General features: G+C 65.7%; 20 protein-coding genes. 14 read left to right on the top strand and 6 right to left on the bottom strand.

Annotated elements, in window-relative coordinates; all coding sequences use genetic code 11:
• Nucleotides 1–5 precede the first annotated feature (5 nt).
• Together oxc and ACVWW6_RS36415 are read right to left on the bottom strand one after the other, a co-directional pair.
• Nucleotides 6–1,739: an oxalyl-CoA decarboxylase gene (gene oxc / locus ACVWW6_RS36420; protein ID WP_456682448.1), complete on the bottom strand. Its 1,734-nt coding sequence runs from the start codon at nt 1,737–1,739 to the stop codon at nt 6–8.
• 60 nt (nt 1,740–1,799) lie between these two features.
• Nucleotides 1,800–2,495, bottom strand: a complete 696-nt coding sequence (locus ACVWW6_RS36415) for a GntR family transcriptional regulator (RefSeq protein WP_161537124.1) — start codon at nt 2,493–2,495, stop codon at nt 1,800–1,802.
• Between the two features lie 346 nt (nt 2,496–2,841).
• On the opposite strand from ACVWW6_RS36415, the gene ACVWW6_RS36410 reads away from it, so the two are divergent.
• From ACVWW6_RS36410 to ACVWW6_RS36360, 11 genes are all read left to right on the top strand, one after another.
• The gene (locus ACVWW6_RS36410; protein WP_456682447.1) at nt 2,842–4,971 is read left to right on the top strand and encodes an acetate--CoA ligase family protein; all 2,130 of its coding nucleotides are present in this window, start codon (nt 2,842–2,844) and stop codon (nt 4,969–4,971) included.
• Between the two features lie 164 nt (nt 4,972–5,135).
• Complete coding sequence (locus ACVWW6_RS36405; RefSeq protein WP_028172212.1) at nt 5,136–5,978, top strand: IclR family transcriptional regulator; 843 nt, start codon at nt 5,136–5,138, stop codon at nt 5,976–5,978.
• Nucleotides 5,979–6,091: 113 nt separating this feature from the next.
• Nucleotides 6,092–7,060 carry a Bug family tripartite tricarboxylate transporter substrate binding protein gene (locus ACVWW6_RS36400; RefSeq protein ID WP_038966067.1) on the top strand — a complete coding sequence of 323 codons (969 nt, stop codon included), beginning with the start codon at nt 6,092–6,094 and terminating at the stop codon, nt 7,058–7,060.
• On the top strand, nt 7,057–7,542 hold the full coding sequence (locus ACVWW6_RS36395; protein WP_456682446.1) for a tripartite tricarboxylate transporter TctB family protein: 486 nt from the start codon (nt 7,057–7,059) through the stop codon (nt 7,540–7,542). Before ACVWW6_RS36400 ends, ACVWW6_RS36395 begins: the two co-directional genes overlap by 4 nt.
• The gene (locus tag ACVWW6_RS36390; protein ID WP_028172209.1) at nt 7,542–9,041 is read left to right on the top strand and encodes a tripartite tricarboxylate transporter permease; all 1,500 of its coding nucleotides are present in this window, start codon (nt 7,542–7,544) and stop codon (nt 9,039–9,041) included. Before ACVWW6_RS36395 ends, ACVWW6_RS36390 begins: the two co-directional genes overlap by 1 nt.
• Before the next feature lie 54 nt (nt 9,042–9,095).
• Nucleotides 9,096–9,893 carry an NYN domain-containing protein gene (locus ACVWW6_RS36385; protein WP_011085948.1) on the top strand — a complete coding sequence of 266 codons (798 nt, stop codon included), beginning with the start codon at nt 9,096–9,098 and terminating at the stop codon, nt 9,891–9,893.
• 85 nt (nt 9,894–9,978) lie between these two features.
• A complete protein-coding gene (locus ACVWW6_RS36380) occupies nt 9,979–11,781 on the top strand; it encodes an adenine deaminase C-terminal domain-containing protein (protein ID WP_456682445.1) in 1,803 nt (600 codons plus the stop codon).
• 152 nt (nt 11,782–11,933) lie between these two features.
• Entirely contained in the window at nt 11,934–13,724 is a 1,791-nt protein-coding gene (gene gcl / locus ACVWW6_RS36375; protein WP_456682444.1) for a glyoxylate carboligase, read from the top strand.
• 11 nt (nt 13,725–13,735) lie between these two features.
• Nucleotides 13,736–14,521, top strand: a complete 786-nt coding sequence (gene hyi / locus ACVWW6_RS36370; RefSeq protein WP_060911234.1) for a hydroxypyruvate isomerase — start codon at nt 13,736–13,738, stop codon at nt 14,519–14,521.
• A gap of 210 nt (nt 14,522–14,731) precedes the next feature.
• Entirely contained in the window at nt 14,732–15,619 is an 888-nt protein-coding gene (locus ACVWW6_RS36365) for a 2-hydroxy-3-oxopropionate reductase (protein ID WP_456682443.1), read from the top strand.
• Between the two features lie 114 nt (nt 15,620–15,733).
• Nucleotides 15,734–16,117, top strand: a complete 384-nt coding sequence (locus tag ACVWW6_RS36360; RefSeq protein WP_028172203.1) for a DUF1236 domain-containing protein — start codon at nt 15,734–15,736, stop codon at nt 16,115–16,117.
• Between the two features lie 39 nt (nt 16,118–16,156).
• Here ACVWW6_RS36360 and ACVWW6_RS36355 read toward each other — a convergent pair whose 3' ends face one another.
• The 3 genes from ACVWW6_RS36355 to ACVWW6_RS36345 form a co-directional block, all read right to left on the bottom strand.
• Nucleotides 16,157–16,534 carry a VanZ family protein gene (locus tag ACVWW6_RS36355; protein WP_304565766.1) on the bottom strand — a complete coding sequence of 126 codons (378 nt, stop codon included), beginning with the start codon at nt 16,532–16,534 and terminating at the stop codon, nt 16,157–16,159.
• A gap of 75 nt (nt 16,535–16,609) precedes the next feature.
• The gene (locus ACVWW6_RS36350) at nt 16,610–17,218 is read right to left on the bottom strand and encodes a thiamine pyrophosphate-dependent enzyme (protein WP_060911237.1); all 609 of its coding nucleotides are present in this window, start codon (nt 17,216–17,218) and stop codon (nt 16,610–16,612) included.
• A 10-nt stretch (nt 17,219–17,228) separates the two neighbouring features.
• Nucleotides 17,229–17,786 carry a thiamine pyrophosphate-binding protein gene (locus ACVWW6_RS36345; protein WP_028172200.1) on the bottom strand — a complete coding sequence of 186 codons (558 nt, stop codon included), beginning with the start codon at nt 17,784–17,786 and terminating at the stop codon, nt 17,229–17,231.
• Nucleotides 17,787–18,053: 267 nt separating this feature from the next.
• Between ACVWW6_RS36345 and ACVWW6_RS36340 the strand changes: the two genes are divergently transcribed.
• The 3 genes from ACVWW6_RS36340 (at nt 18,054) to ACVWW6_RS36330 (ending at nt 20,066) form a co-directional block, all read left to right on the top strand.
• On the top strand, nt 18,054–19,103 hold the full coding sequence (locus ACVWW6_RS36340; RefSeq protein WP_028172199.1) for a hydroxyacid dehydrogenase: 1,050 nt from the start codon (nt 18,054–18,056) through the stop codon (nt 19,101–19,103).
• A 119-nt stretch (nt 19,104–19,222) separates the two neighbouring features.
• Nucleotides 19,223–19,663, top strand: coding sequence for a flagellar basal body rod protein FlgC (locus ACVWW6_RS36335; protein ID WP_456682442.1), 441 nt, complete (start codon nt 19,223–19,225; stop codon nt 19,661–19,663).
• A 190-nt stretch (nt 19,664–19,853) separates the two neighbouring features.
• Complete coding sequence (locus tag ACVWW6_RS36330; RefSeq protein ID WP_028172197.1) at nt 19,854–20,066, top strand: hypothetical protein; 213 nt, start codon at nt 19,854–19,856, stop codon at nt 20,064–20,066.
• A gap of 3 nt (nt 20,067–20,069) precedes the next feature.
• Here the strand turns inward: ACVWW6_RS36330 and ACVWW6_RS36325 are convergent, their stop codons facing one another.
• Nucleotides 20,070–20,648 carry an N-acetyltransferase family protein gene (locus ACVWW6_RS36325; RefSeq protein ID WP_456682441.1) on the bottom strand — a complete coding sequence of 193 codons (579 nt, stop codon included), beginning with the start codon at nt 20,646–20,648 and terminating at the stop codon, nt 20,070–20,072.
• Between the last annotated feature and the right edge of the window lie 3 nt (nt 20,649–20,651).

The raw sequence follows: 20,651 nt of genomic DNA, 5'->3' as shown, positions 1-20,651 counted from the left end.
AGGACTTACTTCTTCTTCTGAAGGACGCTCTGCGGATTGAGGTTGCCGATGCGGCCGCTCTCCGAGCCGGCGGCCGGATCGATCACCGCGTTGATGAGCGTCGGCTTGCGTGAAGCCATCGCCTCGTTGACGGCGCGCTTGAGCTCGTCGGGCGAGGTGGCATTCACGCCGACGCCGCCGAAGGCTTCCATCATCTTGTCGTAGCGCGCGCCCTTGACGAACACGGTCGTCGCGGGATCCGCGTTGACGCTGTTGACGTCGGTGCCGCGATAGATGCCGTCATTGTTGAAGATGACGACGCAGATCGGAAGGTTGTAGCGGCAGATGGTCTCGACCTCCATGCCGGAGAAGCCGAATGCGCTGTCGCCTTCCACCGCGAGCACGGGGTGGCCGGTCTCCAGCGCGGCCGCAATCGCCTGGCCCATGCCGATGCCCATCACGCCCCAGGTGCCGACGTCGAGACGCTTGCGCGGCTTGTACATGTCGATGACGCCGCGGGCGAGGTCGAGCGTGTTGGCGCCCTCGTTGACGAGGATCGCCTCGGGGTGATCCTTGATGACGTTCTTCAGCACGCCGAGCGCGCCGTGATAGTCCATCGGCGACTTGTTGTTCATGAGCTTCGGCGCCATCTTGGCGACGTTCTCTTCGCGCTTGGATGAAATCGCCTTGGTCCAGTCGGCGGGCGGGGCGGTCCAGCCCGAAGCCATCGCCTGGTTGAAGGCGGAGACGACCGAGCCGATGTCGCCGACGACGGGCGCGACGATCTCGACGTTGGAGTCCATTTCCCTGGGCTCGATATCGACCTGGATGAACTTCTTGGGCGCTTCGCCCCAGCTCTTGCCCTTGCCGTGCGAGAGCAGCCAGTTCAACCGCGCGCCGATCAGCATGACGACGTCGGATTCCTTCAGCACCGTCGAGCGAGCCGCGCCGGCGCACTGCGGATGCGTGTCGGGAAGGAGGCCCTTGGCCATGCTCATCGGCAGGAACGGTACGCCGCTCTTCTCGACGAAGCTCTTGATCTCCTCATCGGCCTGCGCGTAGGCCGCGCCCTTGCCGAGGATGATGAGCGGACGCTTTGCGCTCTTGAGCACGTCGAGCGCGCGCTTGACCGACGCGGGCGAGGGGATCTGCGCGGGTGCTGCGTCGATCACCTTGACCAGTGATTTCTGGCCGGCCTCGGCGTTCATCACCTGGCCGAACAGCTTTGCCGGCAGGTCGAGATAGACGCCGCCCGGACGGCCCGAGACCGCGGCGCGGATGGCGCGGGCGAAGCCGATGCCGATGTCCTGGGCGTGCAGCACGCGATAGGCCGCCTTGCACAGCGGCTTCGCAATCGTGAGCTGGTCCATTTCCTCGTAGTCGCCCTGCTGGAGGTCGACGATCTCGCGCTCCGAGGAGCCCGAGACCAGGATCATCGGGTAGCAGTTGGTGGTCGCATGCGCGAGCGCGGTGAGACCGTTGAGGAAGCCGGGCGCGGAGACCGTGAGGCAGACGCCGGGCTTCTTGGTGAGGTAGCCGGCAATGCCCGCGGCATAGCCGGCGTTCTGCTCGTGGCGGAAGGAGATCACGCGAATGCCGGCGGCCTGCGCCATGCGGCCCAAGTCCGTGATCGGGATGCCCGGCACATTATAGATGGTGTTGATGCCGTTCAGCTTGAGCGCGTCGATGACGAGATGGAAGCCATCCGTCAATTCCTGCTCGGTGCCCGGTGCCTCGGACTTGGTCGCGGTGTTCAGCATGGGCCTTGTCTCCCTGGTCTCAATACTGGGGCGAATGTTTCGCCCTTCTGGTGAACGTTGCTAGGTAAAGAGTTCCTGACCGTGCGCTTCGACGTAAGCGGCAAGGCCAAGGGTGTGGTCGCGGGCGCGCTTCTCGGCGAGCTCGGTGTCGCGCGCTTCCAGTGCTTCGATCATGCCGAGATGCTCGGGCAGCGAGGTCGCGGTGCGGTCCTTGCGTCCGATGGTCAGCTGCCGGTAGCCGCGCACGTGCAGCAGCAGGTCGTTGGTGAGATCGACCAGCACGGGGGATTCCGACAGCGAGATCAGCGCCTGGTGGAAGGCGATGTTGGCGCGCGAATATTCCTCGACGTGATCCTCGGGCAGGCGGTCCTTGCCGAAGTCCTTGAAGAAGTCGCGCAACGCCGTGATGTCCTTCTTGCGCGCGGTGGTGGTGATGAGGCGGGCCGCCATGCTCTCCAGCGCCGCCCAGGCGCGGATCATGTCGACGATCTCGCTCTTGGTCCGGCGCACCACCATGATGCCGCGGCGCGGAACCGTCTTCACGAATCCGTCCTGCTCGAGCATCGCGATCGCTTCGCGGATCGGCGTGCGGCTGACACCCAGGCGCTCGGACAGCGCGCGCTCGTCGAGCATCACCGGCTCGGGCGTCGAGTAGATGTCCATCTTGAGGATGGCTTCCTTCAAGGCGTCATACGCCTTGTTCTTGAAGCTGCTCTCCGGGGCAATACGAACGATTGCGATATCTGCCTCGGCCATGTTCGGCAACGCCTTGGTTGGTTTCCGCAGTGACACGACGAATCTCCTCCAGTGGGAGTCGTCTTTTACAGGATTATTAACGGGAAAGTTTTTGGCATACCACATGCCAGAATGTCAAGCTGCCTATTTTTTGCGGCGTTCCAGGGGGCGCCGCAGCTTGACAAATTGGCTTCTGGCATACCAAATGCCATCGCCAGCCATTTTTGATCCAAGCGGGCGGAGTAATCTCGGGCTTTATGCCACTCCGTTCCGCCGCATGGAACAGAGCGCGGCGAATGGCAAGCATCACGGGCAGCCGCAATACGCGCGCTTTGCAAAGAACGAACCAGGTCAAGGGAGAAGCCACATGTCCAATTCCAAAGATGCCGTCCGCAAGGTGCTCGACCAGGTCAAGGCGGACAACCGCACCAGCCTGACGGCGCCGGAAGGCAAGCTGGTCTGCGACGCCTACGGCATTCCGGTGCCGAAGGAGGGCGTGGCAAGGTCGGCAGGCGAGGCCGGCAAGATGGCTGCCTCGATGGGCTTCCCGGTCGTGATGAAGATCGTCTCGCCGGACATTCTCCATAAGACCGAAGCCGGCGGCGTGATCGTCGGCCTCAAGACGGCCGAGGATGCCGAGAAGGCCTACGAGACCATTCTCGGCAACGCCAAGAGGTACAAGGCCGATGCCAAGATCGAGGGCGTCCAGGTGCAGCAGATGCTGGCCGGCGGCACCGAGGTCATCGTCGGCTCGATCACCGACGGCTCGTTCGGCAAGCTGGTCGCCTTCGGCCTCGGCGGCGTGCTGGTCGAAGTGCTGAAGGACATCACCTTCCGCCTCGCGCCCGCGACCAAGGAAGACGCGCTCTCGATGCTCGACGGCATCCAGGCCCATGAGATCCTGAAGGGCGTGCGCGGCGGCGAGCCCGTGAACCGCACGGCGCTTGCCGACGTCATCGTCAAGGTCTCGCAGCTCGTCACCGATTTCCCCGAAATCGTCGAGCTCGACCTCAATCCGGTGTTCGCGACGGCGAAGAGCGCGATTGCGGCCGACGTGCGTATCGTCGTCGACTTCGCCTATGTGCCCAAGCCGAAGCCGCGCCCGACCGAAGAGATCGTAGCTGCCATGAGCCGCATCATGCAGCCGAAGGCGGTCGCCGTGGTCGGCGCCTCCGCCGAGGACGGCAAGATCGGCAACTCCGTGATGAAAAACCTCATCAACGGCGGCTACAAGGGCGACATCTATCCGATCCATCCCAAGGCCACCGAGATCCTCGGCTACAAGGCCTACAAGAGCGTCAAGGACGTGCCGGGTGTGATCGACACGGCGGTGTTCGCGATTCCCGCGAAGTTCGTGGCTGCTGCGCTGACCGAATGCGGCGAGAAGAAAATTCCGGGTGCGGTGCTGATCCCGTCGGGCTTCGCCGAGGCCGGCGCGCCGGAGTTGCAGGCCGAGATCGTCGAGGTCGGCAAGAAGTACGACATCCGCCTGATGGGGCCGAACATCTACGGCTTCTACTATACGCCCGCCAATCTCTGCGCGACCTTCTGCACCGCCTACGACGTCAAGGGCCACGCGGCGCTGTCGTCGCAGTCGGGCGGCATCGGCATGGCCATCATCGGCTTCTCGCGTTCGGCCAAGATGGGCGTTTCGGCGATCGTCGGCCTCGGCAACAAGTCCGACATCGACGAGGACGATCTGCTCGCCTTCTTCGAGCAGGATCCCAACACCAACCTGATCGCGCAGCACTGCGAGGACCTCAAGGACGGCCGCGCCTTCGCGGAAGCCGCCAAGCGCGTCTCCAAGAAGAAGCCGGTCGTCGTGCTCAAGGCCGGCCGCACCTCGGCCGGCGCCAAGGCGGCGTCCTCGCACACCGGCGCGCTCGCCGGTAACGACAAGATCTACGAGGACGTCCTGGCGCAGTCCGGCGTGATCCGCGCCCGCAGCTTGCGCCAGCTGCTCGAATTCGCCCGCGGCGTGCCGGTGCTGCCGACGCCGAAGGGCGAGAACGTGCTGATCATCACCGGTGCGGGCGGCTCGGGCGTGCTGCTGTCGGACTCCTGCGTCGACAACGGCCTGTCGCTGATGTCGATGCCGCCGGATCTGGATGCGGCCTTCCGCAAGTTCATCCCGCCGTTTGGAGCCGCCGGAAATCCTGTGGATATCACCGGTGGCGAGCCGCCGATCACCTACGTCAACACGGTGAAGCTCGGCCTGTCGGACGAGCGCATCCATTCGCTGATCCTCGGCTACTGGCACACCATCGTCACCCCGCCGATGGTGTTCGCCCGCAACATGGTCGAGGTGAAGAAGGAGATGGAGGCCAAGGGCTTCGTGAAGCCGATTGTGGCCTCGCTCGCCGGCGACGTCGAGGTCGAGGAAGCCGCCGAATATCTCTACCAGAACGGCATCCCGGCCTACGCCTATTCGACCGAACTGCCGGTCGAGGTCCTGGGTGCCAAGTACAAGTGGGCGCGCGGGGCAGGGCTGCTCTGAGCGTTATCTCTGACGTCATCCCGGGGCGACGCGAAGCGTCGAACTATGGTGCGCACTTGCGCACCTGAGGATCTCGAGATTCCGGGTCTGGTACGCCAGGCCCGCGCTGCGCGCAGTCCCGGCGCACCATCCCGGAATGACGGATGCACAAGCGGCAGGTCGCGATGAGCAAGAACGTGATCCGGCGCAAATCGCTCGAGCCCAGGTCGCCTTCGGAGGCCGACCATGACGCACGCGACGGCGGCGTGCAGTCCGTCGACCGCGCGCTGTCGATCCTCGAGACGCTGGCCGAAGACGACGAGGGCTATCGCCTCAGCGATCTCGCCGTGCGCACCGGCCTGTCGGCCTCCACCGTCCACCGCCTGCTGGCAACGCTCGAAAGCCGCCGCTTCGTGCAGTTCGACCGCGCCGAATCCAAATGGCATGTCGGGGTGCGCGGCTTCACGGTGGGCGCGAGCTTTGCCCGGCGGCGTAATTTCTCCACGCAGGCGATTCCCTATTTGCGCAAGCTGCGCGATCTCACCCGCGAGACCGCCAATCTCGCCGTCGTCGACGACGAGTTCATCATCGTGCTGACCCGCATGGAGAGCCGCGAGATCATGCGCTCGCTGACCCAGGTCGGCGGCCGCGTCGCCATGGTGACGTCGGGCGTCGGCAAGGCGGTGCTCGCAACCTATTCCGACGAGGACGTCGGCGCCGTCATCCGCCATCACGGCATGCCACGCCTGACCGAGAAATCGATCGTGCGGCCGAGCGACCTGTTCAAGGAGCTCGCGACGATCCGCAAGCAGGGCTTTGCGATCGATGACGAAGAGGCCTGCATGGGCCTGCGCTGTATTGCCGCAGTCGTCTACAACGACTGCGCCGAGCCGCTGGCGGCGATCTCCGTCTCCGGCATGACCAGCCGTCTGACCGACGACAGGCTGCCGGAAATCGGGCGAATTGTGCGCGATGTCGCCGGTGAGCTGACGGTCGCGCTCGGCGGGGTGATGCCGAACTCCCGCTGAAGGAACACCGGCGCCGTCGCTGGACAGCATCGGCCGTTTTGGCTGATATGCGACCAAACGACACAATGCGGCAGCTGATCAGCAACGTCCGCACGAGCCTGGAGAATGCCCTCATGTTTCGATTTCCCGCGCGCCTTGTCGGCGCAGCCGTTGCGCTGACCCTGGCGGCAGCCACGCCGAGCCTTGCCCAGCAGCTCGAGCTCAAGCTGATGGCGCCGGCGGCACCGGGCGGGGGCTGGGACCAGACCGCGCGCTCGATGCAGCAGGCGCTTGTCGCCGCGGGCGTCGCGCGCAGCGTGCAGGTCACCAACGTTCCCGGCGCCGGCGGCAGCGTCGGCATCGCGCAGTTCGTCAACGGCGCCAAGGGCGACGGCAACCAGCTGATGGTCAACGGCTTCGTCATGGTCGGCGCGCTCGCCATGAACAAGTCGCCGGTGACGCTCGAGCAGGTGACGCCGATCGCGCGCCTCACCGAGGAAATCCAGGTGATCGTGGTGCCCGCGAATTCGCCGATCAAGACGGCGCAGGATCTCGCCGCTGCGGTGAAGGCCGATATCGCCAAGGTGACCTTCGCCGGCGGCTCGGCCGGCGGCGTCGACCATGTCATGGCGGCACTGTTCGCCGGCGCCGTCGGCGCCGATGCGAAGAAGATCAACTACATCCCGTTCTCCGGCGGCGGCGAGTCTCTGGCGGCGATCCTCGGCGGCAAGGTCACCGCGGGCATTTCGGGGATGAGCGAATATGAAGGGCAGATCAAATCCGGCAAGCTGCGCGCAATCGGCGTGACCTCGGAGAAGCGCATCGCGGGCAGCGACATCCCGACCTTCAAGGAGCAGGGCATCGACCTCGTGATCGCCAACTGGCGCTCGGTGGTCGCGCCTCCCGGCATCACCGCGGAGCAGCGCAAAACCCTAGGCGATGCGGTCGAGAAGATGGTGAAGTCGGACGCCTGGAAGGACATCCTCAAGCAGAAGGGCTGGGAGGACGCCTATCTCGGCGGCGATGCCTTCGCCGACTTCCTGAAGAAGGAAACGGTGCGCGTCACTGACGTGCTGAGGTCGGTCGGCCTGGTCAAGTCATGACCTCAGGCGATCCCGCCCAGCCGCCGCGGCGCGTCGATCGCGCCGGCATCGTCATCGCTGCACTGCTCGCAGGTCTTGCCGCGGTGCTGGTCTGGGACGCGCGCGGCCTGCAATCCACCACGATGTACGGGATGGGGCCGGAGGCGATGCCGGTGGTGATCGCCACCGGCCTCGCGCTGCTCGCGATCGGCAATCTCATCGACGCGCTGCGCGGCAACCTGCCGGCGCGCGAGAGCGCCGATCCCGTGCCGGTGATTCTAATCCTCGCTGGCCTTGCGCTGCTGATCGCCATCATCGGCTTCGGCGGCGGCTTCATCCTGGCGACGTCGGCGCTGTTCGTCACGACGTCGGCGGCGTTCGGACGCCGTGCCGTCCTTGCCGATTCCGTCATCGCGCTCGTGATGTCGACCCTCATCTATCTCGCGTTCGACCGGCTGCTGACGCTGAGCCTTCCCGCCGGCCCCCTGGAGCGACTGCTGTGATGGACACCTTCGCCGCGCTGGCGCACGGCATGGCGGTCGCCGTCCAGCCGATGAATCTGCTCTATGCGCTGATCGGCGTATTCCTGGGCACCGCCGTCGGCGTGCTGCCCGGCATCGGCCCGGCATTGACGGTCGCGCTGCTGTTGCCGGTGACCTACAAGCTCGATCCCGGCGGCTCGCTGATCATGTTTGCCGGCATCTATTATGGCGGCATGTATGGCGGTTCGACCACCGCGATCCTGATCAACACGCCGGGCGAGAGCGCCTCGATGGCGACCGCGCTCGAAGGCAACAAGATGGCCAAGGCCGGCCGCGGCGGGCCGGCGCTCGCGACCTCCGCGATCGGCTCCTTCGTCGCCGGCACCATCGCCACCATCGGGCTTGCCTTTCTCGCGCCCTGGCTGGTCGATTTCGCCGTGCGCTTCGGCCCCGAGGACTATTTCGCGCTGATGTGCGTCGCCTTCGTCACGGTGTCGGCGACCTTCGGCGATTCCCCGGTCCGCGGCCTCACCAGCCTGTTCATCGGCCTGACGCTCGGCCTCGTCGGCATCGACAAGCTGACCGGTCAGGCGCGGCTGGCGTTCGGCGTCCCCGAACTGCTCGACGGCGTCGAGGTGACGACGCTCGCGGTCGGCCTGTTCGCGCTGGGCGAGGCGCTCTACGTCGCATCGCGCCGCCACCACACCGAGGAGAAGCTCGAGCCGGTGCGCGGCTCGCTGTGGATGACGAAGGAAGACTGGAAGCGGTCATGGAAGCCGTGGCTGCGCGGCACCATGTTCGGCTTCCCGATCGGTGCGCTGCCGGCGGGCGGCGCGGAGATCCCGACCTTCCTGTCCTATTCGACCGAGAAACGGCTGACCAAGCACCCGGAAGAATTCGGCAAGGGCGCGATCGAAGGCGTCGCGGGACCGGAGGCCGCCAACAACGCCTCGGCCGCCGGCACGCTGGTGCCGCTCTTGACGCTGGGATTGCCGACCTCGGCGACGGCCGCGATGATGCTGGCGGGCTTCCAGCAATACGGCCTCAATCCGGGGCCGCTGCTGTTCGCCGAGCGGCCGGACCTCGTGTGGGGCCTGATCGCGAGCCTCTTCATCGCCAATTGCATGCTGCTGGTGCTCAACCTGCCGCTGGTCGGGCTGTGGGTGCGGCTGCTCGCGATCCCGCAGCCGTGGCTCTATGCCGGCATCCTCGTCTTCGCGACCATGGGCACCATCGCGGCCAAGCCGTCGGTGGTCGAATTGTCGATGCTGGCGGGCTTCGGCGTGCTGGGCTTCCTGATGCGCCGGTTCGACTTTCCGATCGCGCCCGTCGTTGTCGGCCTGATCCTCGGCCCGATCGCCGAGAGCCAGTTGCGCAGAGCGCTTGCGATCAGCCTCGGCGATCCCATGACGCTGCTCCAGAGTCCGATCTCGGCGACGCTGCTCGTCATCGCGCTGGTTGCGCTGCTGGCCCCGTTCGTGCTGAAGGGGATGGGGCGCTTCAAGGCGAATGAGGACTAGCCGTCCCGGCGCGCGCGTCCTTGAATGCTGCGCCCAGCTCGTTGAGGAAACGCCATGCCGTCGGAACTCCGCTCGCCCCGTCTCGCCGTCCTGATCGATGCCGACAACGCCTCCGCAAAGATCGCGGATGGCCTGTTCGAGGAGATTGCCAAGATCGGCGAGGCCAGCGTTCGCCGCATCTATGGCGACTTCTCCAGCTCGCGGTCCAAGGGGTGGGCTGATATTCTGTCGAAGCACGCCATCATCCCGCAGCAGCAATTCGCCTATACGACGGGAAAGAACGCGTCCGACATCACCCTGGTCATCGACGCCATGGACCTGCTCCACAGCGGCCGGTTCGACGGCTTCTGCCTGGTGTCATCCGACAGCGACTTTACCCGTCTGGCCGCCCGCATCCGGGAACAGGGCGTCGACGTCTTCGGGTTCGGCGAGCAGAAGACGCCGGAAAGCTTCAGGCAGGCCTGCCGAAGGTTCGTCTACACCGAGAACCTGCTTGCCGCCCCGACGACCAACCAGGACGCCGCCGCAAGATCGACGTCGCTTCAGCCGCTTGATGCAGCGACCCCCATCATCAAGAAGGTCATCACCCAGATGGAGAGCGAGGACGGCTGGGTCGCGCTCGGGGAAGTCGGGCGGCAGCTCGCCAATCTGGCGTCCGATTTCGATCCGAGGACGTTCGGGTTCCGCAAGCTGAGCGACCTCGTGCGCAAGACCAACTCATTCGAGATCGACGAGTCAAAGGGCCGCTCGATGCGGATTCGGGTCAAGCCCGCTGCCGCAGCGCCGCCGAGAAGGCGGAACCCGCGCAGGCCTGCAAGGGCGGCGACGGGCGGCTCGGCGCCTAAGGCGTAAGCAGGGCCTGCCGTTATATTTGCGCTTGCCCGCTATGGCGCGGGGCGTAACCATCGCTGGGCCGTAACGCCACGCGAGGGTCCCGATGACCAGACTTACCCGCTTCGCCGTCGCACCGCTGCATTCGATGACCCGGCGTCTGGCCGATGTCGCCTCCGCGCGCGTCGCGCCGGATCTCGTGGTCACCGGGGGGCGGGTGCTTTCGACCTATTCGGAGCGCATCCACGCGAACCGCGAGGTCTGGATCACCGGCGGCCGTGTCGCTGCGGTCAAGCCGGCGGGAACGGCCAAGAAGGCGTGGAGCGGTGTTGCCCTCTACGACGCGGCCGGCGCGATCATCGCGCCGGGGCTGGTCGATCCGCATATCCACATCGAATCCTCGATGGTGACGGCCTGCGCCTACGCCGAGGCCGCACTGCTGAACGGTACCACCACCATCTTCTGCGACAGCCACGAGATCGGCAACGTCATGGACGTCGCCGGCGTCGAGGCGATGCTGGAGGACGCGCGCGAGGCGCCGCTCTCGATCTTCTTGACGGTGCCGTCGACCGTCCCGGCCACGTCGGCGGAGCTTGAGACCGCGGGTGGCGACCTCACGCCGGACAAGATCGCTGGCCTGTTCGACCGTTGGCCCGAGGCGGTGGCGCTCGGCGAGAAGATGGATTTCGTGCCGGTGACCATGGGTGACGAGCGGAGCCACGCCATCCTCGCCGCCGCCTTGAAGCGCGGACGCCCGGTGTCCGGCCACGTCTACGGCCGTGAATTCGTCGCGGCCTATGCGGCGAGCGGCGTCACCGACACCCATGAGGCGATCGACCGCGATATCGCCGACGATCTGCTCGACGCCGGCGTCTGGGTGTTCCTGCGCGGCGGCCCGCCGACCACGCCCTGGCACTCGCTGCCGCAGGCGATCCGGACGATCACCGAGCTCGGGGCCTCGCACAAGCGCACCGCCGTGTGCACCGACGACCGCGACGCCGACGATCTCCTGCTGTTCGGCCTCGACTGGGTGGTGCGCGAGACGGTGAAGGCGGGCATGTCGCCCGAACAGGCCTGGTCGATGGGCTCGCTGCACGGCGCCACCCGCTTCGGCATGGAGGGCGATATCGGCGGGCTCGGTGGCGGCCGCCGCGCCGATCTCGTGCTGATGGACGATCAGCTCAAGCCGCAATGCACCTGGTATGGCGGCGAGCTGGTGGTCCAGCGTGGTAAGATCACGCCGAGGCTCGATCAGGCGCTGTCGCAGCGCTATCAATATCCGAAGGCGGCCTATGCGACCGTGAAGCTCCCGGAGAAGGTCAAGCTGACGCCGGAGCTGCCGGCGAAAGCCTGCACCGTCAACGCCATCAAGACCGCGCTGCCGGGCATCACGCTGATCCATGAGAAAGTCGCAATCGAGCCGGCCAAGGACTGGCCGACGCTGTTCGCACGCTACGGCCTCTGCTTCGTCACCGTGGTCGAGCGCCACGGCAAATCGGCCGGCAATGTCGCCTATGGCCTGCTGAAGGATTTTGGCCTGAAGCGCGGCGCGGTCTCCTCCAGCGTCGGGCATGACAGCCACAACATCATCGTTGCCGGAACCAACGAGGCCGACATGCAGGTCGCGATCGCGGCGATCAAGGAGCACCAGGGCGCTGTCTGCGTCGTCGCCGATGGCAAGGTGAGGGCGCTGGTCCCGCTGCCGATCGCGGGGCTGTTGTCCGACAAGCGCGTCACGGAGGTGGCCGAAGAGGTCAAGGTGCTGAAGAAGGAATGGGCGGAAGCCGGTTGCACCATCCCCTACATGGGCTTCAATCTGATTCCGCTATCGGTCATTCCGGAAATTCGGATCACCGACAAGGGCCTCGTGCTGGTGCCGCAGATGGAGCTGGCGCCGCTGTTCGAGTGAAGCGCTTTCACGGATATCTCGATCTAACTGATTGACACGCCCACGATTTTTCCACGGCTGCCGCATCGTGGAAAATAAAATCGATCTCGTTGAGATCGCACCTTGCGCGCCCGATGATCTCGCTCGCTGACGCAACTTGAGCGAGGTCCGATATGGCGAAGATGCGAGCTATCGATGCGGCCGTGCGAATTCTGGAGAAGGAAGGCATCTCGACTGCCTTCGGCGTTCCAGGAGCCGCGATCAATCCGCTTTACTCGGCGTTGAAGAAGCGCGGCTCGATTCGCCATATCCTGGCGCGTCATGTCGAGGGCGCCTCGCACATGGCCGAGGGCTATACGCGGGCGAAGGCCGGCAATATCGGGGTCTGCATCGGCACGTCGGGGCCGGCCGGCACCGACATGATCACCGGGCTCTATTCGGCGATCGCCGATTCGATTCCGATCCTCTGCATCACCGGGCAGGCGCCGCGGGCGCGGCTCTACAAGGAGGATTTTCAGGCGGTCGATATCGAGTCGATCGCAAAGCCCGTGACCAAATGGGCGGTCACCGTGCGCGAGCCGGCGCTGGTGCCGCGGGTGTTCAGCCAGGCGTTTCACGTCATGCGCTCAGGGCGGCCGGGGCCGGTGCTGGTCGACATGCCGCTCGACGTGCAGCTCGCCGAGATCGAGTTCGACGACGAGACCTATGAGCCGCTGCCGGTTTACAAGCCGGCCGCGACCCGCAAGCAGGTCGAGAAGGCGCTGGAGATGCTCAATGCGGCCGAGCGGCCGCTGATCGTGGCGGGCGGCGGCATCATCAACGCGGACGCCTCGGACCTCCTGGTCGAATTCGCCGAGATTGCCAACGTGCCGGTCGTGCCGACGCTGATGGGGTGGGGAGCGATCCCCGACGATCACGTGCTGATGGCCGGCATGGTCGGCCTTCAGACCAGTCACCGCTACGGCAACGCCACGATGCTCGAATCCGATTTCGTGCTCGGCATCGGCAACCGCTGGGCCAACCGCCACACCGGCTCGGTCGAGACCTACACCAAGGGCCGCACCTTCGTGCATGTCGACATCGAGCCGACGCAGATCGGGCGGGTGTTCAATCCCGATCTCGGCATCGTCTCGGACGCCAAGGCCGCGCTCGAGCTTTTCGTCACCGTCGCCAGGGAGTGGCGTCGGTCAGGCAGGCTTCGCGAGCGCCAGGCGTGGCCCGCGGCCTGTCGCGATCGCAAGCGCTCGATGCTGCGCAAGAGCCATTTCGACAACGTCCCGATCAAGCCGCAGCGCGTCTACGAGGAGATGAACAAGGCGTTCGGCCGCGACACCACCTATGTCACCGTGATCGGCCTGTCGCAGATCGCGGGTGCGCAGTTCCTCGGCGTCTACAAGCCGCGCAACTGGATCAATGCGGGGCAGGCGGGGCCGCTGGGCTGGACGCTGCCCGCGGCGCTCGGCGTGCGCGCGGCCTGCCCGGATCGCGACATCGTCGCGCTGTCAGGCGATTACGATTTCCAGTTCCTGATCGAGGAGCTCGCGGTCGGGGCGCAGTTCAACCTGCCCTACATCCACGTCGTCGTGAACAATTCCTATCTCGGCCTGATCCGCCAGGCCCAGCGCGGCTTCGACATGGACTACCACGTCCAGCTCTCGTTCGAGAACATCAACGCGCCCGAGCTCGGCGGCTACGGTGTCGACCATGTCGCCGTCGCCGAAGGCCTCGGCTGCAAGGCGATCCGCGTCACCGATCCCAAGGACTCGCAGGCCGCGTTTGCGACGGCGCGCGAGCTGATGGCGAAGCACCGCGTGCCCGTGGTGGTCGAGTTCATCCTCGAACGCGTCACCAACATCGCGATGGGGACGGAGATCGACAACATCGTCGAGTTCGAGGAGGTGCTGGACCTGGCCCTCGACGAGGTCGGGACCAAGCGGCCCGGCGTGCTTCAGCCGGCGGAATAGGGGACAGCATCATGCCGAAGTTTGCCGCCAACCTCACCATGCTCTTCAACGAGATGCCGTTCCTCGACCGCTTCGCCGCGGCGAAAGCGGCGGGCTTTGCCGGGGTCGAGTATCTCTTCCCCTATGATTTCGACAAGGCGCAGCTCCGAGAGCAGCTCGAGGCCCACGGGTTGACGCAGGTGCTGCACAATCTACCGGCCGGCAATTGGGCCGGGGGCGAGCGCGGCATCGCGATCCTGCCAGACCGCACCGCCGAATTCCGCGACAGCGTGTTCCGCGCCATCGACTATGCCAAGGCGCTCGATTGCGAGCAGCTCAACTGTCTCGTCGGCATCGCGCCCGCCGATGCCGATCCGCGCGAACTCAACGAGACCCTCGTCGGCAATTTGCGCTTTGCCGCCTCGACGCTGGCGCGGGAGAACATCAGGCTGCTGGTCGAGCCGATCAACACGCTCGACATTCCCGGCTTCCATCTCAACGGCACCGAGCAGGCGGTGCAGCTCATCTCCGAGGTGCGGTCGAACAATTTGTTCATCCAGTACGACATCTACCACATGCAGATCATGGAGGGCGATCTCGCCCGCACCATGCAGGAATATCTCCCCCAGATCGCCCACGTCCAGCTCGCCGACAATCCCGGCCGTCACGAGCCGGGCACCGGCGAGATCAACTACCCCTTCCTGTTCCGCCACCTCGACGCGATCGGCTATCGCGGCTGGATCGGCTGCGAATACAAGCCGCGCACCACGACGCTGGAAGGCCTGTCCTGGCACGCGGCGCAGACCTTCGAGACGTAGTCATAGCCACGGTCACGGTGCGCTCCCTCTCCCGCTTGCGGGGGAGGGCTGGGGTGAGGGTGCCTCCGCAACGGGGCCCGTGAGATGCGTCGATAATCCCGATGCGGACAGAACCCTCACCCGGCGCTTCGCGCCGACCTCTCCCGCAAGCGGGAGAGGTGCACCGAGCCCGCGGATCGACTTAGCCTGAACAAAGAGGAATGATTTGACATGATCGACATCGGCTTTATCGGACTTGGCACCATGGGACGGCCGATGGCCGGCCATCTTCTGGCCGCGGGCCATCGCGTGCTCCTGCACGACGTTGCGCCGGTGCCGCCCGAGCTGATCGCGGCGGGCGGCATCGCCTGCAAGTCGGGCAGGGAGGTCGCGGAGGAGGCGGATGCCGTCATCATCATGGTGCCGGATACGCCGCATGTTGAGGCCGTGCTATTCGGCAAGGACGGCGTCGCGAGCGGCATCTCCAAGGGCAAGATCGTCGTCGACATGAGCTCGATCTCGCCGCTGGCGACGAAGGAGTTTGCCAAGAAGATCGAGGCGCTGGGTGCGGACTATCTCGATGCGCCAGTATCGGGCGGGGAGGTCGGGGCGAAAGCTGCGAGCCTCACCATCATGGTCGGCGGGCCGGAGAGGGCCTTTGGCACCATGAAGCCGATCTTCGACAGGATGGGCAAGAACATCACGCATGTCGGCGCCAATGGCGACGGACAGACCACGAAGGTCGCCAATCAGATCATCGTCGCGCTGACGATCGAAGCGGTGAGCGAAGCGCTGTTGTTCGCATCGAAGGCCGGGGCGAACCCCGCGCTGGTGCGCAAGGCGCTGATGGGCGGCTTTGCCTCGTCGCGGATTCTCGAAGTGCATGGCGAGCGCATGGTAAAGCGCAATTTCGATCCCGGCTTCCGCATCGAGCTGCACCAGAAGGATCTCAATCTCGCGCTCGAAGGCGCTCGCGCGCTCGGACTGTCGCTGCCGAGCACGGCGGTGGCGCAGCAATTGTTCTCGTCCTGCACCGCGCATGGCGGCAAGGGCTGGGATCACTCGGCGATGGTGCGCGCGCTGGAACTGATGGCGGGGCACGAGATCGCCGCGGCGTAAGCGTTACGCGGGAACACTCTCCAGATTTGACCTGTCTTTCGTCCCGCGGGAACCGGAACAATGGTCCGCTCCCGCGGGTTGGGAGTGCATGACAATCACTGGAGAGATAAGCGCATGAAAACCCGTCTTGCGATTTCGTTGGCTGCCGCGTCGCTGCTGGCGTCGAGTGCGGCCTTTGCTCAGTCGACGACCGAAGAGGGCGCCAGGAACGGCGCACGCGCGGGCGGCGATATCGGTGGTCCGGTCGGAGCGATGGTCGGCGGCACCGTCGGTGCGGCCGTCGGCGCCGGCCTCGAAATCCCGAATGCGATCCTGGGCGGAATCCCGCGCGACGATTCCGTCGTGATCCACGAGCGCGTCGTGGTCGGCGAGCCGCTGCCCCCGACCGTGGTGCTGCGTCCCGTGCCGAACTACACCGAATATCGCTATGCGGTCGTGAACGACCGCCGCGTCATCGTCGAGCCGCGGACGCGCCGCGTCGTCAAGATCATCGACTGACCGGCATCGGCGTTGAGTGAAAACGGGCCCTGCGGAGCGTCATTCCGCGGGGCCTTCGCTTGTGACGGATACGCTGGGGCGTAGGCGTGTCATGACCCAATCGGCTGCGGCTGCGAGCGCGAAGCCGGCGCAGGCGGTGGCGGCATCGACCAGAAAATCCTCCAGCCGTGCATGGCGTCCCGGCGTCCAGAACTGCATCAGCTCGAGCAGGCCGATCAGGATGACCGAGACGGCCGCCGCTGCCAGGCGTCGCTTCCGATAGGCGAGGCCGAAGGCCAGCCCGACCAGGATGAAGGCGAGCGCATGCTCGCCGTCCTGGCCGAGGTCGGAATGGGGGCGCAGGCCGGGCGGACCGAGGGTTGCAAAGCTCACGGCGACGGCGAGCAGCCAGGCAAAGGCGCGAACATAAATGGACATCCGCACCGCTTAGCACGGTTTTGCAGGGCCTGCGCGGGCTGCGGATCAGATCGCCGTGTAGTTAATGACGAAACGTTAAAGTGGTTCGCGCACGCCGAGGCCCTGCATGAATCGCTCCCGGATCTGCACGGGGTCACGCCGGGTGGTGCCGACGCCCGGCTTGTCGTCGATGCGGACCGCGATCAGGCTCGGCTCGGGGGCCGACATGGCCTCCTCGACCAGGCGCTCGAAATCCTCCTCGTCCGCGGCCCAAGCGCTGTTGGTGAGCCCCGAAGCGGTCGCGATGCCGACGATGTCAGCCACGCTTGCTGCCGGCGTCGGCTGCGCGCCGGTGATCTGGTAGATGCCGTTGTCCATCACGATCATGATCAGGTTCTTCGGCTTCAACATCGCGATCGTCGAGAGTGCGCCGAGCTGCATCAAGAGCGAGCCGTCGCCTTCGAGCGCGAAGACGCGGCGCTCCGGCTGCGCCAGCGCAACGCCGAGCGCGATCGGGAAGGCGAGCCCCATGCTGCCGAGCATGTAGAAATTCTGCGGGCGGTGGCCGGCGGCCCAGAGGTCGAAATTGGTGTTGCCGATGCCGCCGATCACGGCTTCCTCGTGCTTGAGCTTTGCGATCAGGCGCGAGGTGACATCGAAGCGGTTCATCACCTTGGTGTTGCGCGTGTTCATGTTTGAACTCATTTGGCCGGCCTCACTTGTCGAAGACCTTGCCGCCGGTGAGCAGCGGGTTGAGGATCAGGGCCACCGGCGCTTGCGTGGTGATCGCCTGCTTGATCGAGCGGTCGGCGATGAATTCAAGCTCGTCGAGCCGGGTGATGGTGTGATGCTCCAGCGCCAGCGAATCCAGCACCGGGCGCATGGTGCGGCAGACCAGCGACTGGCCGTAGTTGAACTCGCCGAGCGTGCCGCGCTCGGACACGAACATGATCAGCGGGATCTGGTAGGGCACCGCGAGCGAGGCCAGCACGTTGGCGAGCGTGGCAAAGCCCGAGGTCTGCATCAGCACCGCGCCGCGCCGTCCGCCCATCCAGGCGCCCGAGACGATGCCGACGGCTTCCTCCTCGCGGGCGGTGGCGAAGGTGGTGAAGAAGGGATCGGCATGCAGGTTCTTGATCAGCGGCGTCAGCACGCGGTCGGGCACGTAAGGGATCAGGCTGATCTCGTTCCGCTTCAAGGTCTGCAGGACGATGCCGTGCCAGCTCCCGTCGCCGGACCCCTGCGTCGAGGTCTGCTGTTCCGCAATCGCCATTGCGCTCTCCCTTGGCGTATTCCTTGGGCCGCGCATGCTTCTTGGTCTTTGCCATTGCCCTGGCCGTCGCGGCGATCCGCCGAACTTGACGCAGGCCGCGGGATTGTCAACATGTCCGGGCCGGCACCGTGATCTGCGCCAGGCGGCCTGCCGTGGCCGGCACCGCCATGTCATAAGCGGCGACAATGAGAAATTGGGAGGAAGGCATGGACGGGCGCGCGCCGCGCTGACCTTGTGGACCTCCTCGAGAGAGCCGGAAGGGTCCTGATGTCCGTCAACAACAAGCGCGTCTTCTACGTCAAATATCTGGCCAATCCGATCTATATCGACATCCTCAAGGCGCGGCCCGACGTCCGGCTCGACCGCATCGAGAACGAGAGCCCCGAAGACTTCTATGCGCCGATCCTCTCGGCCGCCCATGTCTACCAGATCGGCGCGGCCCGCGACGAGCTCGCCCCGCACTTCCATGTCGATGCCGCCTTCCTGAAACGGACGCCGAATTTGCTGCTCGTCTCCAGCAACGGCGCGGGCTTCGATCCCGTTGACGTCGAAGCCTGTACGGATGCGGGCGTGCTGGTCGTCAACCAGTCCGGCGGCAACGCCCATTCGGTCGCCGAGCACGCGCTGGCGATGATGCTGACGCTGTCCAAGCGCATCATCCAGTCCGACCGTCGCTTGCGCCGCGAGCGCGACGTCAACCGCAACGACCTCGTCGGCAACGAGGTCGAGCACAAGACCGTCGGCATCATCGGCCTCGGCAATGTCGGCCGCCGCATCGCCGCGCTGTGCAAGGGCCTGCTCGGCATGAAGGTGCTGGCCTATGACCCGTATCTAACCGCCGAAGTGATGGCCGAGCGCGGCGGCGAGAAGGTCGAGCTCGACGAGCTGCTGCGCCGCGCCGACTTCGTCTCGATCTCCTGCCCGCTCAACAAGGGCAGCCGCAACATGATCAGCGTGCGTGAATTCGCGCTGATGCAGCCGCATGCCTATTTCATTACCACCGCGCGCGGCTTCATCCACGACGAGGACGCGCTGCTCCAGGCGCTGCGCGACAAGCGCATTGCGGGGGCCGGTCTCGACGTCTGGTCCAAGGAGCCGCCGCCGCCCGAGCATCCGCTGCTCCAGTTCGACAACGTGCTGGCGAGCCCGCATACCGCGGGCGTGACGACCGAGGCGCGCCAGAACATGGGCCGCATCGCCGCCGAGCAGGTCCTGGAGACGCTCGACGGCAAGCGCCCGCCGCGCATCATCAATCCCGAGGTCTGGCCGCGCTACGCCGAGCGCTTCAAGCGGGCGTTCGGCGTGATGCCGGGGTAGGGACGCGCACGACGTTTGATTGCGCTCCAATCATTGGTTACCGCGATGAAAATACAAAGTGGCGCATCTTATCGATTGCGTGAGGGAACGCGTATTGCTTGTCCTGTAGATGAAAGGCCATGAGCATACTTTCAATTGCGACATCCGGACTTTCTGCGGCGAGCCTGCGCGTGAGCGTGGCCGCGAGCAATATCGCCAACGTCAACACGACCGGCCCGCTGCCTGCGTCAGGCGGATCGGGCACATCGGCCGGTGCGGGCATAGCTCCGACGTTTCCTGCCGCCTATGTGCCGCTGCGCGTCGATCAGGTCTCCCAATCGAGCGGCTCGACGCCGGGCGGTACGGTCGCGACCGTGTCGGCGGTTTCGCCGAGCTATATCGCACAGTCGGATCCGAGCGCTCCCTTCGCAAACGAGGACGGCCTGGTCGCAGCGCCGAATGTCGATCTCGCCGGCGAATTCGTTGAACTGGCGACCGCGAAGTACAGCTTCATTGCCAATGCGAAGGTCATTCAAGCGTACGCCGAGACGACAGAGTCGCTGCTCGATATCACGACGTAATGGTTGATGTCGGCCCGTGTGCCCCGTGTCGCGCGCGGCTTTCGCGAGGCTCCAGGCGGGGCGGCTCACGGATCGAACCGGCGCCTGGTTCGGCGGCGGGAACCGTTGCCGGCCTTGATCCCGGTCAAAATCTGCCTCCCCGAAACCGGGTAAATGGGATTAGAGTGCTGCCGAGGCAGCAGGAGGTCCCATGTCCACTTATGTCGTCAGGTTCATGAAGGACGTGCTCGGGGAGTACGGCCGGCAGATCGAGGTCTGCCAGGGCACGCTCGAGATCGACGCCGCCGACGAGGACGAGGCCAGGGAACGGGCGAAGGCGCGGTTTTGCAAGGACCAGGCGTTGTGTGACTGGTCGCTGCATGCCGATCGCATCCACGTCAGACCGGCCGACTTCCCCTCGTAAGGCTTACCGGCCGGGTGCCGTTGCCGGCGGCGGCGCGGTTGCGCCCGCGCCGAGCGAGCGTTGCACCATGACGGTGTCGGACCAGCGGCCGTGCCGGTAGGCGACGCCGCAGAGCAGGCCGGCGCGCGCGAAACCGAACTTTTCGTGCAGCGCCAGCGAGGGCGCGTTGTCGGCGTCGATATAGCCGATCATCTGGCGGAAGCCGGCCGCCGCACAAACATCGACCAGCTCCTGGAGCAATAGCCGTCCGACGCCGCGGCCGAGATGCGCGTGGTGGACGTAGATCGAGTGCTTGGCGGTGTAGCGATAGGCCGGGCGCTTGCGGAACAGCACCGCATAGGCGTAGCCGACCACCTCGCCGCGATAGGTCGCGACCAGATGCGGCAGGCGGGTCTGCTTCAGGTTCTTGCGCCGGTCGCGCAGATCGTCCGGCTCCGGCGCGCCGGTTCCCTCGACATCGCGCGGCACGCCGTTGCGGACATGATGGCGGTAGATCGCCAGCATCGCCTCGACATCGCTCTCGCGCGAGGGGCGGACCTGGAGCGGCTCGTCGTCCGAACGCGCAAATGCTGTCTCGTTCATCGG

It is taken from the genome of Bradyrhizobium sp. USDA 3311 (assembly GCF_054062495.1).
This window is presented reverse-complemented; position numbering and strand designations above follow the sequence as displayed.

Coding starts and splice junctions, on each gene's coding strand:
- gcl (WP_456682444.1), top strand. CDS start 11,934: ATGGCGAAGATGCGAGCTATCGATGCGGCCGTGCGAATTCTGGAGAAG.
- ACVWW6_RS36330 (WP_028172197.1), top strand. CDS start 19,854: ATGTCCACTTATGTCGTCAGGTTCATGAAGGACGTGCTCGGGGAGTAC.
- ACVWW6_RS36350 (WP_060911237.1), bottom strand. CDS start 17,218: ATGAGTTCAAACATGAACACGCGCAACACCAAGGTGATGAACCGCTTC.
- ACVWW6_RS36400 (WP_038966067.1), top strand. CDS start 6,092: ATGTTTCGATTTCCCGCGCGCCTTGTCGGCGCAGCCGTTGCGCTGACC.
- ACVWW6_RS36380 (WP_456682445.1), top strand. CDS start 9,979: ATGACCAGACTTACCCGCTTCGCCGTCGCACCGCTGCATTCGATGACC.
- ACVWW6_RS36385 (WP_011085948.1), top strand. CDS start 9,096: ATGCCGTCGGAACTCCGCTCGCCCCGTCTCGCCGTCCTGATCGATGCC.
- ACVWW6_RS36345 (WP_028172200.1), bottom strand. CDS start 17,786: ATGGCGATTGCGGAACAGCAGACCTCGACGCAGGGGTCCGGCGACGGG.
- ACVWW6_RS36360 (WP_028172203.1), top strand. CDS start 15,734: ATGAAAACCCGTCTTGCGATTTCGTTGGCTGCCGCGTCGCTGCTGGCG.
- ACVWW6_RS36410 (WP_456682447.1), top strand. CDS start 2,842: ATGTCCAATTCCAAAGATGCCGTCCGCAAGGTGCTCGACCAGGTCAAG.
- ACVWW6_RS36355 (WP_304565766.1), bottom strand. CDS start 16,534: ATGTCCATTTATGTTCGCGCCTTTGCCTGGCTGCTCGCCGTCGCCGTG.
- ACVWW6_RS36395 (WP_456682446.1), top strand. CDS start 7,057: ATGACCTCAGGCGATCCCGCCCAGCCGCCGCGGCGCGTCGATCGCGCC.
- hyi (WP_060911234.1), top strand. CDS start 13,736: ATGCCGAAGTTTGCCGCCAACCTCACCATGCTCTTCAACGAGATGCCG.
- ACVWW6_RS36340 (WP_028172199.1), top strand. CDS start 18,054: ATGTCCGTCAACAACAAGCGCGTCTTCTACGTCAAATATCTGGCCAAT.
- ACVWW6_RS36415 (WP_161537124.1), bottom strand. CDS start 2,495: ATGGCCGAGGCAGATATCGCAATCGTTCGTATTGCCCCGGAGAGCAGC.
- oxc (WP_456682448.1), bottom strand. CDS start 1,739: ATGCTGAACACCGCGACCAAGTCCGAGGCACCGGGCACCGAGCAGGAA.
- ACVWW6_RS36335 (WP_456682442.1), top strand. CDS start 19,223: ATGAGCATACTTTCAATTGCGACATCCGGACTTTCTGCGGCGAGCCTG.
- ACVWW6_RS36390 (WP_028172209.1), top strand. CDS start 7,542: ATGGACACCTTCGCCGCGCTGGCGCACGGCATGGCGGTCGCCGTCCAG.
- ACVWW6_RS36365 (WP_456682443.1), top strand. CDS start 14,732: ATGATCGACATCGGCTTTATCGGACTTGGCACCATGGGACGGCCGATG.
- ACVWW6_RS36325 (WP_456682441.1), bottom strand. CDS start 20,648: ATGAACGAGACAGCATTTGCGCGTTCGGACGACGAGCCGCTCCAGGTC.
- ACVWW6_RS36405 (WP_028172212.1), top strand. CDS start 5,136: ATGAGCAAGAACGTGATCCGGCGCAAATCGCTCGAGCCCAGGTCGCCT.